The 15,708-nt window shown below is 64.2% G+C and carries 13 protein-coding genes; 3 read left to right on the top strand and 10 right to left on the bottom strand.

All coding sequences use genetic code 11. The features are described 5' to 3' along the window. Positions 1-110: 110 nt before the first annotated feature. Positions 111-518: an anti-sigma E factor RseA gene (gene rseA / locus F6B93_RS16880; RefSeq protein WP_211696105.1), complete on the bottom strand. Its 408-nt coding sequence runs from the start codon at positions 516-518 to the stop codon at positions 111-113. A 203-nt stretch (positions 519-721) separates the two neighbouring features. Then, entirely contained in the window at positions 722-1,486 is a 765-nt protein-coding gene (gene sigE, locus F6B93_RS16885; RefSeq protein WP_211696106.1) for an RNA polymerase sigma factor SigE, read from the bottom strand. A gap of 250 nt (positions 1,487-1,736) precedes the next feature. Between sigE and F6B93_RS16890 the strand changes: the two genes are divergently transcribed. Both F6B93_RS16890 and F6B93_RS16895 read left to right on the top strand, forming a co-directional pair. Next, positions 1,737-2,411, top strand: coding sequence for an O-methyltransferase (locus tag F6B93_RS16890; protein WP_211696107.1), 675 nt, complete (start codon positions 1,737-1,739; stop codon positions 2,409-2,411). Positions 2,412-2,596: 185 nt separating this feature from the next. Continuing rightward, on the top strand, positions 2,597-3,271 hold the full coding sequence (locus F6B93_RS16895) for a methyltransferase family protein (protein ID WP_211696108.1): 675 nt from the start codon (positions 2,597-2,599) through the stop codon (positions 3,269-3,271). Positions 3,272-3,308: 37 nt separating this feature from the next. Here the strand turns inward: F6B93_RS16895 and F6B93_RS16900 are convergent, their stop codons facing one another. Continuing rightward, positions 3,309-7,310 (bottom strand): PPE family protein, encoded by a 4,002-nt coding sequence (locus F6B93_RS16900; protein WP_211696109.1) that lies wholly within the window; start codon positions 7,308-7,310, stop codon positions 3,309-3,311. Between the two features lie 401 nt (positions 7,311-7,711). Beyond that, positions 7,712-8,926 (bottom strand): glucose-1-phosphate adenylyltransferase, encoded by a 1,215-nt coding sequence (glgC, locus tag F6B93_RS16905; protein WP_211696110.1) that lies wholly within the window; start codon positions 8,924-8,926, stop codon positions 7,712-7,714. A 402-nt stretch (positions 8,927-9,328) separates the two neighbouring features. On the opposite strand from glgC, the gene glgA reads away from it, so the two are divergent. Beyond that, positions 9,329-10,492: a glycogen synthase gene (gene glgA / locus F6B93_RS16910; protein ID WP_211696111.1), complete on the top strand. Its 1,164-nt coding sequence runs from the start codon at positions 9,329-9,331 to the stop codon at positions 10,490-10,492. Between the two features lie 36 nt (positions 10,493-10,528). Here glgA and F6B93_RS16915 read toward each other — a convergent pair whose 3' ends face one another. The 6 genes from F6B93_RS16915 to fadD6 form a co-directional block, all read right to left on the bottom strand. Continuing rightward, the gene (locus F6B93_RS16915) at positions 10,529-10,696 is read right to left on the bottom strand and encodes a DUF3117 domain-containing protein (RefSeq protein WP_003406247.1); all 168 of its coding nucleotides are present in this window, start codon (positions 10,694-10,696) and stop codon (positions 10,529-10,531) included. Positions 10,697-10,899: 203 nt separating this feature from the next. Then, positions 10,900-11,478, bottom strand: a complete 579-nt coding sequence (locus F6B93_RS16920; protein WP_211699558.1) for a DNA-3-methyladenine glycosylase I — start codon at positions 11,476-11,478, stop codon at positions 10,900-10,902. A gap of 5 nt (positions 11,479-11,483) precedes the next feature. Beyond that, entirely contained in the window at positions 11,484-11,855 is a 372-nt protein-coding gene (locus F6B93_RS16925; protein ID WP_211696112.1) for a DivIVA domain-containing protein, read from the bottom strand. A 59-nt stretch (positions 11,856-11,914) separates the two neighbouring features. Continuing rightward, positions 11,915-12,913 carry a glucosyl-3-phosphoglycerate synthase gene (locus F6B93_RS16930; protein ID WP_211696113.1) on the bottom strand — a complete coding sequence of 333 codons (999 nt, stop codon included), beginning with the start codon at positions 12,911-12,913 and terminating at the stop codon, positions 11,915-11,917. Further along, on the bottom strand, positions 12,910-13,734 hold the full coding sequence (folP, locus tag F6B93_RS16935; RefSeq protein ID WP_211699559.1) for a dihydropteroate synthase: 825 nt from the start codon (positions 13,732-13,734) through the stop codon (positions 12,910-12,912). The genes F6B93_RS16930 and folP overlap by 4 nt, the downstream gene beginning before the upstream one ends. A gap of 104 nt (positions 13,735-13,838) precedes the next feature. Beyond that, complete coding sequence (gene fadD6, locus F6B93_RS16940; RefSeq protein WP_211696114.1) at positions 13,839-15,620, bottom strand: long-chain-acyl-CoA synthetase FadD6; 1,782 nt, start codon at positions 15,618-15,620, stop codon at positions 13,839-13,841. Positions 15,621-15,708: the final 88 nt, after the last annotated feature.

The raw sequence follows: 15,708 nt of genomic DNA on the forward strand, positions 1-15,708 counted from the left end.
GGCACGGCGTGGTCAGTGTTCACCCTAGTATCCACGGATCGCGATCAGTCGGCACGAACTCGCCGAGCCCAACACCCCGACCCGAACGCCGCAGCAAGCAGCTACGCCGCCTAGCGCCGCCTCGGCGAGTCGCGACCGTCACCCTCGACGAAACGATCGGTCACCGGCGCCGGTGCGTCATCGGCCGCGGCCTCGGATGGATGGCGCGGGATCTCGGACAGCAATCCCAGCAATGCGCTGGGGATGCGGATCGGGTGTGAGTCGCGCAGCGCGCTGCGCGCCCGGCTCTGGTCATCGACCTCGGCCGCGCATTGGGGGCACAACGAAAGGTGATGGGCGGCCCGCAGGTACGCATTCATCCGCAGCTCGCCGTCCACGAACGCCGCGATCGCTTCCGTGGAGAGATGCTCAGTGGACCGGAATTGACGCGGCGCGCCGACGGGTGCGTCGCTTTGCGACGCAAACTGTGCGGGAAGCCAGGAAAACGCGCGGCGGAACACATGTCCAGCGTCGGCCATCACTAGCTCCTTCCCAGCCTGTCGAGCTTTTTCGAGCGGCCGATATCTCGAATGTAGCGCGGCACCGGGCCTGTTAACCATCATCTGTCAACAAACCCCCAGGATTTGGAACCAATTGGCAACAACACCGTGGCTAGGCCCGCAACCGGACCCCGGCTCGCCGCCGAACGAACGGGTCAGCTGACCGCGGAGGCGCGACGCGTTTAGGACGCGCGTTGCAAGCCAGGTTCGGGATGGGCCGCCAGGTAATCCCGCAGCGCCTGGCGTCCTCGGTGGATCCGGCTGCGGACCGTGCCCAGCTTCACGCCGAGGGTCGCACCGATTTCCTCGTAGGACAGACCCTCGATGTCACACAGAACAACCGCGGCACGAAACTCCGGCGGCAGCGAATCCAGGGCGGCCTGCAGGTCGGGCCCGAGCCGCGAATCGTGGTAAATCTGCTCCGGGTCGGGTTCGTCGGCGGGCACCCGGTCGTAGTCATCCGGGAGGGCTTCCATGCGGATCCGGGCCCGCCGACGAACCATGTCGAGGAAGAGGTTCGTGGTAATTCGGTGCAGCCAGCCTTCGAACGTTCCGGGCCGGTAATTCTGGACCGACCGGAACACCCTGATGAATGTCTCCTGGGTCAGGTCCTCGGCGTCCTGCTGGTTACCGGAGAGTCGATAGGCCAGCCGGTACACCCGGTCGGCGTGCTGACGCACCAGCTCATCCCACGACGGCATGGTCGTCTTGTCGCCAGTCGCATCGAATATCGCGGTCCCTTGCAACTCGTCGGCGGGCTCCGCCCACTCGTCGTCGCGGACCTGTTGGGGATGAGACATGCTGGTCGGGCTCAAGGTGGTGATGGTTGATTCCTCCGGGATTACGCTGCGCTGTAGCTTTGGCAGTTCATCAACGCCAACGCGAAGCTGCCGTCCCGTATTCCCGGCGCCACGTCGCCCAAGTTCCGCATGGATACCGTCTTCCATGGCATCACCGTCGCGTACCGGCGTATGGGCGGCATATGAGCAAACTGAGCTTTAGCTGAGAAACACAACTGTTACCTACACTGTCCAGGGCATATCCTTCGATGCGCCGACGTTGATGACAGCGGTCTCTCGGGCGTGTCGCGCCGAGCTCCACAGCTCGGACCCACGGTAGCGGCGGCGGTGTTCGGCTTGTTGTTCAGCAAGGCGCGCCTGCCTGACCCTTCCGCCAATCCGACATACGCTGCGGGGCATGGAGGGCACCCCTGAACAAGACGCCACCCGTGGGCAGGAGGAGGCCAGTCGCGCCGAATCACTCTCCGCACACGCCGAGGGATCGATATCAGAGGACTCGATCCTGGCCAGCGCGCGCGAGCGCGCAATGGACGCCGGAGCCGGAGCAGTCACTCCTGCCGTGGGTGCGCTGCTGAGCCTCCTGACCAAGCTCAGCGGCGGCAAGGCGGTCGCCGAAGTAGGGACCGGGGCTGGGGTCAGCGGATTGTGGCTGCTCTCGGGCATGGGCGACGACGGCGTCCTGACCACGATCGATATCGAGCCCGAGCATTTGCGACTCGCCAAGCAGGCATTCGCGGAAGCAGGCATCGGGCCTTCGCGGACCAGGCTGATCAGCGGACGTGCCCAAGAGGTGCTTACCAGACTCGCTGACGCATCCTACGACCTGGTTTTTGTCGACGCCGACCCTATCGACCAGCCCGATTACGTCACCGAAGGTGTGCGGTTGCTGCGCCCTGGCGGCGCCATCATTGTCCATGGTGCCGCGCTGGGTGGGCGGGCCGGTGATCCAACAGCGCACGACGCCGAGGTCTCCGCGGTCCGCGAGGCCGCACGGCTCATTGCCGAAGACGAACGACTCACCCCGGCGCTGGTGCCGCTAGGCGACGGCCTACTGGCCGCCGTCCGCGACTAGTTCTTGGCTTCGACGACAGTACTTCCCTGTCACCGCCCGAACGGGCATTAGTTTCCTGGCCACGCCTACAGCAAACTTCAAGCCCGAATACCTGGACAACCGGCTAGGGTCGCGGCGCGATCTGCGCTGCTACCGTGGCCGCGGATGAACGCTAGGAGGGGCCTAGGAAGGGCCTAGGAGGGGCGATGAAAACCGGCCTGCGAGCTGCACTGTCATCAGTAGTGGGACTTGTCATCCTCGGCGTGGCCCTGTTCCTGTCCGCTGGAACGCTAAACTATTGGCAGGCATGGGTTTTCATCGCGGTCTTCGCCTTCGGAACGATCATCTCCAGCAGGTACTTGGCTCGGACAGCCCCTGCGGCTCTGCAGCGGCGCAAGCGCGGCGGCCCTCGGGCGGAGACCCGAATGGTTCAGAAGTTCATCGTCACCGCAGCCCTTCTAGGAGGGTTGACGATGATGGCATTCAGCGCAATCGACCATCGGTTTCGTTGGTCGTCTGTGCCCACCGCGGTGTCGCTGGTCGGAGTCGTCGCGATCGCAGCCGGACTCGGCATGATGACGTTGGTGATCGTCCAGAACCACTATGCTGCCGCGACGGTCACGGTTGAGACAGGCCAGAAAGTAGCCACCCACGGTCTCTACAGGTTCGTGCGGCACCCGATGTACGCCGCAAACGTGATCATGATGGTGGGTGTACCGCTGGCACTTGGCTCCTATTGGGGGCTGTTTCTGCTCATCCCCGTCATACTCGCGCTCGTCTTCCGCATCCTCGACGAAGAGACGTTGCTAACCCAAGAATTGGCGGGATACCGCGAATACACTCAACGGGTTCGCTACCGGTTGATTCCCTACGTGTGGTAGGCGTGTTCACCGGGGCCCGGCCGTGCGCTGGCGGCAGCTAGTTAAAGAAACCCGACTGGTTGTCACCAGCGTTGAATCCTCCCGAGCTGCCGTCGCCCGAGTTGTACACGCCCGAGGTCGCGGTGCCGGCGCCCGAGTTCCCGATACCGGTGTTGCTGTTACCGGTGTTGGACAAGCCCGCGAGCAGGTCGCCAGCGTTGTTGATGCCGGAGGTGCCCGCACCGGAATTCAGCAGACCCGACGTTTCTGAGCCGGAGTTCAGCAGACCCGAGGTGTCTTCGCCGTTGTTCCGGAAGCCGGAGTTGGCAGCGAAGCCACCCGTGTTCGTGTTCTGGAAGCCGGAGTTGCCGGCGAAACCGACAGTCCCGGTGTTCTCGAACCCGGAATTGCCGTCACCGGAGTTGTTGAACCCTGAGTTGCCCGTGCCGGTGTTGCCGAAGCCCGAGTTCGCCACCGGTTGGGTCACCGAGCTGCCGAAGCCGGTGTTCAGGTCGCCGGAGTTCAACCCGCCGGTATTGGTGTTACCCGCGTTGAACAGGCCGGTGTTCGTATTGCCTGCGTTGAACAGGCCGGTGTTGGTGTCTCCCGAGTTCAGCAGGCCGGTATTTTCGTTGCCCGCGTTGAACCAGCCCGTGTTGGAGTTGCCGGCGTTGAAGTCGCCGGTGTTCTCCGAGCCCGAGTTGAAGTTGCCGGTGTTGACATCGCCCGAGTTCCCGATACCTGTGTTGGCGAAGCCCGTGTTCCCGACGCCCATATTCTGGTTGCCCGAGTTCCCGAAACCGAAGTTGGCCGAGCCCGCGTTCCCAAAGCCGGTGTTGATGGAGCCCGAGTTCCAGAAGCCCGTGTTGGTGTCTCCGGAGTTGGAGAAGCCGAAGTTGCCGTCTCCGGAGTTGAAGAAGCCGAAGTTGCCGTCTCCGGAGTTGAAGAAGCCGATGTTGTTGCTACCGGAGTTGCCGAAGCCCAGGTTCCCGATGCCCGAGTTGAGCGCGCCAATGCCTACCAGGTTGTCGCCGGTGAGCCCAAAGCCAATGTTGTTGTTACCGTTATTGCCGAAGCCCAGGTTGCCCTCGCCAAAGTTCCCAAATCCGAGGTTATTTTGGCCTTGATTTCCGAATCCGATATTGCTTTCGCCGTTGTTGCCGCTACCCACGTTGAAATCGCCGCGGTTTCCGCCACCGAAGTTGTTCTCGGAGAAGAGGGCGCCGCCACCGTTGCCGAAGCCGAAGTTCAAGTCACCGTCGTTGCCGAATCCGAAGTTGGAGTCGTTCACATTTCCAAAGCCGAAGTTGAAGTTGCCGTCGTTGCCGAAGCCGAAGCTGAAGTCGCCGTTGTTTCCGAAGCCAAAGAAGTTCATGTCGCCGGTGTTGCCGAGGCCGAAGTTCAAGAATCCGTTGTTTCCGGAACCGAAGTTCGTGTTGCCGAGGTTTCCGCCGCCGAAGTTGAAGAAGCCGTTGTTTCCGCTGCCGAAGTTTGCGTTGCCGATGTTCCCGCTGCCCAGGTTCAAGTTGCCGATGTTTCCGCTGCCCAGGTTCACGTTGCCGAAATTGCCCAGACCCAAATTCCACGCGCCGGTGTTCCCGAAGCTGGTGTCGAGGGCCGGGATCCCGGGCAGGGCGATCACCGGCGCGGCCGGCAGTCCCGCAAACAGAATGCTGGAGATGTCAAAGAAACCTGACTGATCATCAAGGGTGTTGAACCCACCCGAGCTGTTATCACCCGAGTTCGCGAAGCCCGAGGTCTCGCTGAAGCCGGGGTTGGCGGCCGAGTTGGCGATACCGCTGTTGTTCTCGCCCGTGTTGGACAATCCTGCGAGATTGTCGCCGATGTTATTGATACCGGTGTTCGATGAGCCCGAGTTGAGCAGACCGGAGTTGTCATCGCCGCTGTTCTGGAAGCCGGTGTTACCGAAGAAGCCGCCCGTGTTCGTGTTCTGGAAGCCGGAGTTGCCGAACAGGCCCATATTCGTGTTCTGGAAGCCGGAGTTGCCGATAGCACCCATGTTCGCGTTCTCGAAGCCGGAATTGCCATCACCGGAGTTATTGAAGCCCGAGTTCCCGGCACCAATGTTGCCGAAGCCCGAATTCATCACGGGTTGGGTCACCGAGCTCCCGAAGCCCGTGTTCAGGTCACCCGCGTTCACAACGCCAGTGTTCGTGTTGCCCGCGTTGAGCAGGCCGGTGTTGGTGTTACCCGAGTTGAACAGGCCCGTGTTGGTGGTACCTGAGTTGAACAGGCCCGTGTTGCCAAAGCCTGAGTTGAACCAGCCCGTGTTGAGGCTATCCGAGTTGAAGTCGCCGGTGTTGTCACCGCCCGAGTTGAAGTTGCCGGTGTTGTCCGAGCCCGCGTTGAAGTTGCCGGTGTTGTTAGTGCCCGAGTTACCGAGACCAGTGTTCTGGTTGCCGGCGTTCCCGAAGCCGAAGTTGCCCGAGCCCGCGTTCCCGAAGCCGGTGTTGGTGGAGCCGGTGTTCCCGAAGCCCGTGTTGATGTCGCCGGAGTTGGCGAATCCGAAGTTGCCGTCTCCGGAGTTAAAGAAGCCGATGTTGTTGCTGCCGGAGTTGAAGAAACCGATGTTATTGTCACCGGAGTTGCCGAAGCCGAAGTTACCCATACCCGAGTTCAGCGCACCAATGCCAACCAGGTTGTCACCGGTGAGCCCGAAACCAATATTGTTGTTGCCGACGTTCCCAAACCCCACGTTGCCGTCGCCAAGGTTGGCAAAGCCCAGGTTATTCGCGCCGAGATTCCCGAAACCGATATTGCTGTCGCCGTTGTTGCCGCTACCCAGGTTGAAATCGTTTAGATTTCCGAAGCCAAAGTTGTAGTTGCCGTTGTTTCCGAAGCCGAAGTTCCCAAGGTTTTCGTTTCCGAAGCCGAAGTTGTACTGGGCGTCGTTGCCGTTTCCGAAGCCGAAGTTGACGTCACCCTGGTTTCCGAAGCCGAAGTTGAAGCCACCGTTGTTGCCGAACCCAAAGAAGTTCATATTGCCGTCGTTGCCGAAGCCGAAGTTCAGGGAGCCCACGTTTCCAAAACCGAAGTTCGTGTCGCCGATGTTGCCGCTACCGAAGTTGAAGAAGCCCTGGTTTCCGCTGCCCAAGTTTGCGTTGCCGATGTTCCCGCTGCCCAGGTTCGCGTTGCCGATGTTTCCGCTGCCCAGGTTCAGGTTGCCGATATTGCCCAGACCTAGATTCCACGCACCGGTGTTGCCGAGACCGGTGTTAAGCGCCGGAAGCACCGCCGCCGCCAGCCCCGCCACCGGGACACCCCCGGTGATCGGAACCGCCGCCAGCGCGCGAGAAGCCGCCGCACCAGCCCCAGTCAACGGCGCCAACACCGGATCCACCGCAGCTGCCACCGGCGCTACCGCACGCGCCGCAGCCGTACCCACCGCAGCCAGCGGTGCGGCCACCGGACTGGCCGCCACCGCCCCGGCCAGCCGCGCCCCAGCCGCAGCCACGGGCGCCGCAACCTTGCCGGCCACGCCGAGCACCTGACCTACACCCGGCAAGGCCCCTAACCCTTGCTGCAGCCCCGTTTGCCACGGCACCAAACCCGCCGCCGCCGCCGAGGCCCCGCCGTGATAGCCGACCATCGCGGCCACATCGGCAGCCCACATCTCCTCATAGATGCCTTCGGTAGCCGCGATCGCCGGCGCGTTTTGCCCAAACAGATTCGATAACACCAACTGCACGAACGCATTGCGGTTGGCCGCGACCGCCAGCGGATGCACCGTCGCCGCCCGCGCGGCCTCAAACGCGCTCGCGGCCGCTCTCGCCTGCCCAGCAGAGCCAACGGCCCGCGCCGCCGCAGCACCCAACCAACCCGCATACGGGGCGGCCGACGCGGCCATCGCCGCCGCCGCCGCGCCCTGCCAGGACTGATCGGCCAAGCCCGCGGTCACTGCCACAAATGACTCCGCCGCCACCTCCAACTCCTCGGCCAACCCCTCCCACGCCGCCGCGGCAGACAAGATGGGCGCAGACCCCGCACCGGTAAACATCCGCAACGAATTAATCTCCGGCGGCAGCACCGAAAAGCTCATGACACCCAACCCCTTCCGTCAGGCCGGCCCACGCCAGGTTCCGCGTCCGGCTGCTCATCCCCCGCCGGCAACTCAGGCGATCACATCAGTGGCAATGCTAGGAGACGCACGACCCTGCCGGTCGGATATTCGCCGACTTGTGTGCATTCCAGAAACCATTGGTGGCCAATCCTCGAGCGGCAATGGTCGCCAACCAGGGATAGCGGGTTCCGGTGAGGGGACCGGTTTGGATGGTCCAGCGGTTATGCGGCTTGGGGTTGGTGGGTCGTGGTCCCCCGAGGGCCAACTGGGTTGGGGTGAGTTCGCCGTGGCCGTAGTGGGGCCTGTGTCTTGTTGCTGCGCAACAGCACCCGGGCACCTTCGTCGCCCCAGCGAGGCCGCTAGACAAGGGGGGTAGGCACCTAAATCCAGACGCCCTTGCCGACTGCGACCACGCCGCCGGTGCTGATCGCGAACCGTTCCCGGTCCTTCTCCATGTCCACTCCGACCATTTCACCAGGTCCGACGACAACATTCTTGTCCAGGATCGCGTGGCGGACTACAGCGCCGCGGCCGACCCGAGCGCCCGGCATGATGACGCTGCCCTCGACGATCGCGCCGTCATCGACCACAACGTTCGACGACAGCACCGAATTACGCACCGACGCCGCCGAAATGATGCTGCCGGCACCGACCACCGAGTCCTGAGCCGAGCCACCGTTGACGAACTTCGCCGGCGCCAGGTTCTCCGACTCCCCACGGATCGGCCAGCGCTTGTTGTACAAGTTGAACACCGGATGCACCGACACCAAGTCCATGTGTGCGTCGTAGAACGCATCCAGCGTCCCCACGTCACGCCAATAGCCGCGGTCGCGTTCGGTGGCGCCAGGTACTTCGTTGTCCGAGAAGTCGTAGACGGCGCCCCTGCCGTCGGCCACCAGTCGGGGAATGATGTCACCGCCCATGTCGTGATCCGAATGGTCGTCGTCGGCGTCGGCGCGAATCGCGTCGATCAACACCTTGGTGGTGAAGACGTAGTTACCCATGGAAACGAACGTGGTCTCAGGGTCGTCGGGTGTTCCGGGCGGCTCTAGCGGCTTCTCGACAAAGCCACGGATGACGCCAGATTCGTCGGCGTCAATACAGCCGAATGCGGTCGCGGTCGCACGCGGAACACGAATGCCCGCCACCGTTGCGCCGGCCCCGCTATCGATATGAAACCGAACCAACTGTTCGGGATCCATCCGATAAACGTGATCGGCACCGAAAACCACTATGTACTCAGGATCTTCGTCGTAAATCAGGTTCAACGATTGATAGATCGCGTCGGCCGATCCGGTGTACCACCGCGGACCGAGGCGCTGCTGCGCCGGTACCGGGGTGATGTATTCGCCGGCCAGACCGGACAGCCGCCAGTTCTGCGAAATGTGACGGTCCAGCGAGTGCGACTTGTATTGGGTGAGAACACAGATCCTCAGGTAGCGAGCGTTGACGAGATTCGAAAGTACGAAGTCAATCAGGCGGTAGGCACCACCGAAGGGAACGGCGGGCTTGGCACGGTCGGCCGTTAGCGGGTAAAGCCGCTTGCCCTCGCCGCCGGCCAGGACGACACCCAGCACGTGCGGCACTTCCCTCATGGCTCAAACCTATCGGCCCCCGCCAACAGCTGCCAGCCGACTCCGCCTTACCGTCCGGCTGCTCCTCGTCCCACTACGCGGGCCGCATCGTCGCCGAACACCACCCCACCGTCCGGCTCCTCCTCGTCCCACTACGCGGGCCGCATCGTCGCCGAACACCACCCCACCGTCCGGCTCCTCCTCGTCCCACTACGCGGGCCGCATCGTCGCCGAACACCACCCCACCGTCCGGCTCCTCCTCGTCCCACTACGCGGGCCGCATCGTCGCCGAACACCACCCCACCGTCCGGCTCCTCCTCGTCCCACTACGCGGGCCGCATCGTCGCCGAACACCACCCCACCGTCCGGCTCCTCCTCGTCCCACTACGCGGGCCGCATCGTCGCCGAACTACGGTGCGGGGTATGCGGGTGGCGATGTTGACTCGGGAGTACCCACCGGAGGTCTATGGCGGGGCGGGGGTGCATGTCACCGAACTGGTATCCCGGCTGCGGCGGCTGTGCGAGGTTGACGTGCATTGCATCGGCGCGCCCCGCGCCGGCGCGTTGGCCCATCAGCCCGACCCGCGGCTAAGCGGCGCCAACGCGGCGCTGTCCACCTTGTCGTCGGACCTCGTGATGGCAGCTGCGGTCACTGCGGCCAACGTTGTGCATTCGCACACTTGGTACACCGGCCTGGCCGGGCACTTGGCGGCGAGGCTTCACCACATCCCCCACGTCCTGACCGCGCATTCGCTCGAGCCGCGGCGGCCGTGGAAAGCCGAGCAACTCGGCGCTGGCTATCACGTGTCCACATGGGTGGAGCAGACGGCGGTGCTGGCCGCTGACGCGGTCATCGCGGTCAGCTCGAGCATGCGCGATGACATTCAGCGGGTCTATCCGAGGTTGGATCCGAGCTTGGTGCACGTCGTCCGGAACGGGATCGACACTCACGTGTGGTACCCCACCGGGCCGACGGACGCCACGTCGGTACTGGCCGAGCTGGGCGTCGACCCGAAGCGGCCAACGGTGGCGTTCGTGGGCCGCATCACCCGGCAGAAAGGCGTTGCCCATTTGATAGCCGCCGCGCACCGATTCGTCCCCGAGGCGCAGCTCCTCCTGTGCGCCGGTGCTCCTGACACCCCGGAGATAGCCCGTGAAGTGCGCGCAGCCATCAGCGCGTTGGCCTGCAGTCGCACCGGGGTGTTCTGGGTTCGGGACCGGCTTCGGATCGAAGACTTGCGCGAAATACTTTCGGCAGCAACACTCTTCGTGTGCCCGTCGGTCTACGAGCCGTTGGGCATTGTTAATCTGGAGGCAATGGCGTGCGGGACCGCCGTTGTAGCCTCCGATGTGGGCGGGATTCCCGAAGTGGTCAGCGACGGCATCACCGGTTCGTTGGTGCATTACGCTCCTGACGACCCCGCCGCCTACGAGGCCAGATTGGCCGAGGCGGTCAATGCCCTCATCGCCGACCCGGCACGAGCGGCGCGCTACGGTCAAGCCGGGCGCCAGCGTTGTGTCGAAGAATTTTCCTGGGAACGCGCTGCCAAGCAAACCCTGGACATCTACCGGAAGGTGTGCGAATAGCGCCAACGATTCGGCGTTGGGCGATGCTAGGCCGACTTAACTCGTGACGCCCTTGAGTTCGTCGCCGAGCGCAGCAGCTTCGTCGGGCGTCAGCTCGACGACGAGACGGCCACCACCCTCAAGTGGTACCCGCATCACGATGCCACGCCCCTCCTTGGTTGCTTCCAGTGGACCGTCGCCGGTCCGGGGCTTCATCGCCGCCATCGAATGCTCCCTCCAGGTTCGAGCTGGCCCGCCCTCGCAGGCCTGGTCGGCGCCGAGCATGCCCCGCGTGTGGATTTCCAGCCATACCCGACATTGAACTGCCAAATCACCCCCCTATTGTTCCCTATTCCGGTCACCCAGGTGCACAAGGCCCGGCTGAAAAGGCCCACCGCCTCACCGAGCCCGATCGCCTGTCACCGAGGTCACGAGTGAGCGGGCACCCAGCAGTCCCGAATATGGTCATCGACCATCCCGGTCGCTTGCATCAGCGCATAGACGGTCGTGGGTCCCACGAAGCGGAACCCACGCCGCTTCAGCTCACGTGCCATCGCCTTCGATTCCGCACTTACCGAGGGAATCTCGGATAGATCGGCCGGCCGAGGCCGAGGTGGCGGCGCGAAGGACCACATCAGCTCGGACAGGTCTTCTGAGGATCCCAGGTTCGCCGCGGCACGCGCGTTGGCGACCGTCGCCTCGATCTTGGCCCGGTTGCGGACGATCCCGTCATCGGCCAGCAGCCGCTGCACGTCCGCATCCGTATAGGAAGCGACTGTCTCGATGTCGAACCCCGCGAACGCGCGGCGGAAATTCTCCCGCTTGCGCAGGATGATCAGCCACGATAGGCCACTCTGGAAGGCTTCCAGGCTCAACCGCTCGAACAACGCCACCCGACCGTACAGGGGCCGGCCCCATTCGTGGTCGTGATACTCGCGGTAGAGCTCGGCGTCGGGCCCCGGGCGCAGTACCGCCCAGCCGCAGCGAACTTGCTCCTGGTTGTTCACGTCGCTCACGTGGGGCCAGAACGATCGTGCGCGACCGGCTCGTCATCGGCAACGTTCGCGGCGTCCGGGCCGTCGACGTCTGATCGGTTGTCGGCCGCATGCATCGCGGCCAGCTCACCACGCAACACGTCGAGCTCACGGCCGAGCCGTTCCAGCACCCAGTCCACCTCACTGGTCTTGTAGCCACGCAGTACCTGAGTGAACTTGACCGCGTCGACATCCGCGCCGGTAACCCCGTATGCGGGCAGCACCGTCGCCGTCGTCGCCCGCGGCAGGGGCGGCAACTGCTCGCCACGGCCGAAAAGTAGGCTGGCCGCTCCGAACAAGACGATAGCCACCAGGACCAGCACCACCAGATACAGCAACACCAACGCCACGGAATCGATATTGCCCTACGTACTGGATGCGCCGCCGACCCCCTTGGACCGGCGTCAGCTCAACGCGGCCGCAACACCTTCATAGGGGGCCGGTCTACCAGCGACACCGGCCAGGTGTGCTGGGCGTAACCGTCACCATCGGGGCCGACAGCAAAGAACTGGGTCAACCCAGCGCCGGAATCGGGGACGCCGCAGCGCGCGAACAAGGTCGCGATGACCTGACGGCTCATTGCGCCGAGCTCGGCTAGCGGCCGGTTGCGATGCGCCCGCACGCCGAGGTTGACTTGCGCGATCCCATCCAGCCCCAGCCGGTCAAAGGTGTCGACCAGCAGGCCGATCTCCACGCCGTAGCCCGGAGCGAACGGCAGCGAGGTCAGCAGTTCCCGGGTGGCCGCGTACTCGCCGCCCAATGGCTGCAGCACGGAGCCCAGCTGGGGCCGCAGAGCCGCCAACAGCGGGCGCGCCACCAGCTCGGTGACTCGTCCACCACCGGTGGCGTCCGCGCCGCCACCCACTTCGTTGGCGTGCAGTGGGCGCCGGTAAAAGCTCTTGACCAGGTGGATGTCGTCGTCGGTCAGCAGCGGGCCGACCAACCACGGCACAAACATCGGATGCGGGTCGATCAAGTCGGAATCGACAAACACCACGATGTCACCACTGGTGGCCGCCAACGAGCGCCACAGCGCCTCGCCCTTGCCCGGTCTTACGGGGACCTCGGGGAGCGCCTGCTCACGGCTCACAACGCGGGCGCCGGCGGCAATGGCCCGTATCTCGGTGTCGTCGGTGGACCCGGAGTCCAACACGATCAGTTCGTCGACCAGGCCCCCACGGTCGCGGACCAGCGGTGTGATGCTGCCAATCACCGATTCGACGGTTTCTTCTTCGTTGAGGGCCGGCAGCACCACCGAGACCGTCCGGCCAGCCTTGGCCGCCACCAATTCGTCGATCGTCCAGCCGGGCCGATTCCGGCTGCGGTCGGAAAACCAGGTGTCGCCTGGCAACGCCGCGAGCACCCCGTCGGCGGCAAGATCCCCGGTAACTAGCTCCGATGCAGTCATGCAAGTCCTCGCACTGTGCGCGTCGGCGGACGCGTCCCCTGGATCGATGCCACCATCTCCAGCACCCGCCGGCTGGCTGCGACCTGGTGTACCCGGAACATGCGCACCCCAGCGGCGGCCGCCAGCGCGGTGGCCGCCAGCGTTCCCTCAAGCCGTTCGGTCAGATCCACGCCCAGAGTCTCTCCGACAAAGTCCTTATTGCTCAACGCCATGAGCACCGGCCACCCGGTCCTCACCAGATCGGCTACGTGCCGCAACAACGCCAACCCATGGAAGGTGTTTTTGCCGAAATCGTGCGCCGGGTCGATCAGCACCCGGTCACGGGCTACTCCGGCCGCAACCGCCCGCTCGGCGGCACCGGTGACCTGCTGAATCACGTCGTCCACCACGCCGCGGGTAGTCGTACCGTAGCTCACTCGGTAGGGACGTGTCCTCGGTAGCGCCCCCCCGGTATGCGAACACACCAAGCCCGCGCCGAACTCGGCGGCGATGTGCGGCAAGTCGGGGTCGATTCCGCCCCAGCTGTCGTTGATCAGGTCGGCACCGGTCGCGCAGGCCACCTTGGCCACCTCGGAGCGCCAGGTGTCGACGCTGATCAGCTGGTCCGGGTAGGCACCGCGGACCCATTCGATGAACGGCACCACCCGGGCGATCTCGGCAGCGGTATCAACCCGGTCACCTGGGCCCGCTTTGACGCCACCGACATCGATGACGTCCGCCCCTTCCGCGACCGCCCGATCTACTGCGGCCTGGGCCGCCTGGTCGCTGAACGTAGCGCCCTTGTCGTAAAACGAATCCGGGGTGCGATTGACGATCGCCATGATCAGCGGGCGATCATCGGCGACCCGGCGGCCGCACAGCGTTGACTGCACGCATCCATAGTGCCTGTTGACATTGATCGAGACCGCGCCCAGGGCGCCGGCCCCTAGCCCTGGGGGCGCTTACCCGACGCGACATCCTCAGCGTATTCGGCGTACCACGGCACATAACCCTCGTCTCGACCCGCCAGCACATACACCGGGTCCACCACGTCAGCACCGTATGCCTGATTGCGCAGCTCCACCTTGCGACTCTTGAATGTCGACGTGTGGGCCAGCGAATCCACCACCCGGACGAACAGCGGCAAGGCGTAGCTGGGTAGTTCGCCGTAGACGGCTCGAGCCAATGACCGCCCATCGAATTCAGCGCCGTCGCGCAGCTTGACCGCTGCCATCCCGGCGCGCCCGCCGGTTCGCGGCACCTCGACACCGTAGACGGTGCACTCCTCCACAGCGTCATCGGCTGACAACGCAGCCTCCACTTGCGTAGTGGCAACGTTCTCGCCTTTCCAGCGGAACGTGTCGCCCAAGCGGTCAACGAATGCCGCATGCCCTTTGCCCTGCGGGCTCATCACGTCACCGCTGTTGAACCAACAGTCGCCATCACGGAAAGCGTTGCGCACCAACTTCTTTTCGCTGGCCGATGAATCGGTGTAACCATCAAACGGCTGCAGCCTGTTCACCGGGCTCAGCAAGAGGCCGGGCTCGCCGGCCGGCACCCGGCGCACCCGTCCACTCTCGTCACGGAGCGGGGCGCCCGTGTCCGGGTCGTATTCGACGTAGGCCAGCGGCATCGGTGAGATGCCGGTAGTGCGAGGCACGTTGAAAATATTGATGAACGCGGAGTTGCCCTCACTGGAGGCGTAGAACTCGCACACCCTGGCGATACCGAACCGGGTGGTGAACTCTGTCCAGATCTCCGGCCGCAACCCGTTGCCAGCGATCACGCGTACCTGGTGGGCACGATCAGTCGGCTTGGGATCCTGGTTGAGGAGGTACCGGCAGAGCTCGCCTATATAGATGAATGCGGTTGCCCGGCTTGCGATCACCTCATCCCAGAACCGCGACGCGGAAAACGACTTACCCAACGCGAGCGTCGCGCCCGAGTTGATCACCGACGACAGGGCGACGGTCAGCGCATTGTTGTGGTACAGCGGCAGGCAGCTGTACAGCGTGTCGGTACCTTTCAGCCGCAGCCCCAGCCCGCCGAACACGGCAAGCGCCCGCAGCCATCGATGATGGGTCATCACGCTGGCTTTCGGGAATCCCGTCGTGCCGGACGTGAAGATGTAGAAAGCCGTGCTTCCTGCCCGCACCGCCGATGCCGACGCCGGATTCACGGTCGGTGCCGTCGCCGCGTTTTGTTCTAGATCTTCGATGGTCAGCGTGTCCGCGCCCGAGCCCCCGCATTCGCTGACGGCGCTGACGAGATCGGACTCCGCGATCAACACCTTGGCATCCAGCAAGCCCAGGCTGTGCGCGAGCACCTCGCCGCGCTGGTGGTAGTTGAGCATGCCGGCGACAGCGCCACACTTGACCGTGGCCAGCATCGTCAGTATCGCGTTGGGCGAGTTTCGCAACATGATCCCGACGACGTCGCCGGGACCGACACCGCGGGCGGCCAGCACCGCGGCGTACTGATTTGCGGTGGCGTTGGCTTCGCGGTAGGTCAACCGCTGGTCACCGAACCTGACGAAGACCCGGTCACCGTAGCGCGCAGCACGGTCTCCGAACACGGTGCCTATGGACGCCTTGGAGTTCGGCCGGGCCAGCATGCCGGTCTTCGCACCCCGCACGATCGCGGGCATGTCAGCCAACAATCCCGGCAAACCAGCCACGATATCGGTCAGCTTGACCGTTGCGCGAGCGCCACCGCCGTGATCGGACACGCGATCCCTCGATTCCGTTGACGTCAAGTTCGGCGGCCAGCCTAGTGCGGCCTCATGGCAATTACATTGTTGCCTACATGGAGGTTGC

The organism is Mycobacterium spongiae (assembly GCF_018278905.1).
Lineage (GTDB): Bacteria > Actinomycetota > Actinomycetes > Mycobacteriales > Mycobacteriaceae > Mycobacterium > Mycobacterium spongiae.

What these genes read in the sequence shown, in the direction of transcription:
- folP (WP_211699559.1), bottom strand. Translation starts at nt 13,734, where the DNA reads ATGGCGATCGTCAATCGCACCCCGGATTCGTTTTACGACAAGGGCGCT.
- rseA (WP_211696105.1), bottom strand. Translation starts at nt 518, where the DNA reads ATGGCCGACGCTGGACATGTGTTCCGCCGCGCGTTTTCCTGGCTTCCC.
- sigE (WP_211696106.1), bottom strand. Translation starts at nt 1,486, where the DNA reads ATGGAAGACGGTATCCATGCGGAACTTGGGCGACGTGGCGCCGGGAAT.
- glgC (WP_211696110.1), bottom strand. Translation starts at nt 8,926, where the DNA reads ATGAGGGAAGTGCCGCACGTGCTGGGTGTCGTCCTGGCCGGCGGCGAG.
- F6B93_RS16930 (WP_211696113.1), bottom strand. Translation starts at nt 12,913, where the DNA reads ATGACTGCATCGGAGCTAGTTACCGGGGATCTTGCCGCCGACGGGGTG.
- F6B93_RS16895 (WP_211696108.1), top strand. Translation starts at nt 2,597, where the DNA reads ATGAAAACCGGCCTGCGAGCTGCACTGTCATCAGTAGTGGGACTTGTC.
- F6B93_RS16900 (WP_211696109.1), bottom strand. Translation starts at nt 7,310, where the DNA reads ATGAGCTTTTCGGTGCTGCCGCCGGAGATTAATTCGTTGCGGATGTTT.
- glgA (WP_211696111.1), top strand. Translation starts at nt 9,329, where the DNA reads ATGCGGGTGGCGATGTTGACTCGGGAGTACCCACCGGAGGTCTATGGC.
- F6B93_RS16890 (WP_211696107.1), top strand. Translation starts at nt 1,737, where the DNA reads ATGGAGGGCACCCCTGAACAAGACGCCACCCGTGGGCAGGAGGAGGCC.
- F6B93_RS16915 (WP_003406247.1), bottom strand. Translation starts at nt 10,696, where the DNA reads ATGGCGGCGATGAAGCCCCGGACCGGCGACGGTCCACTGGAAGCAACC.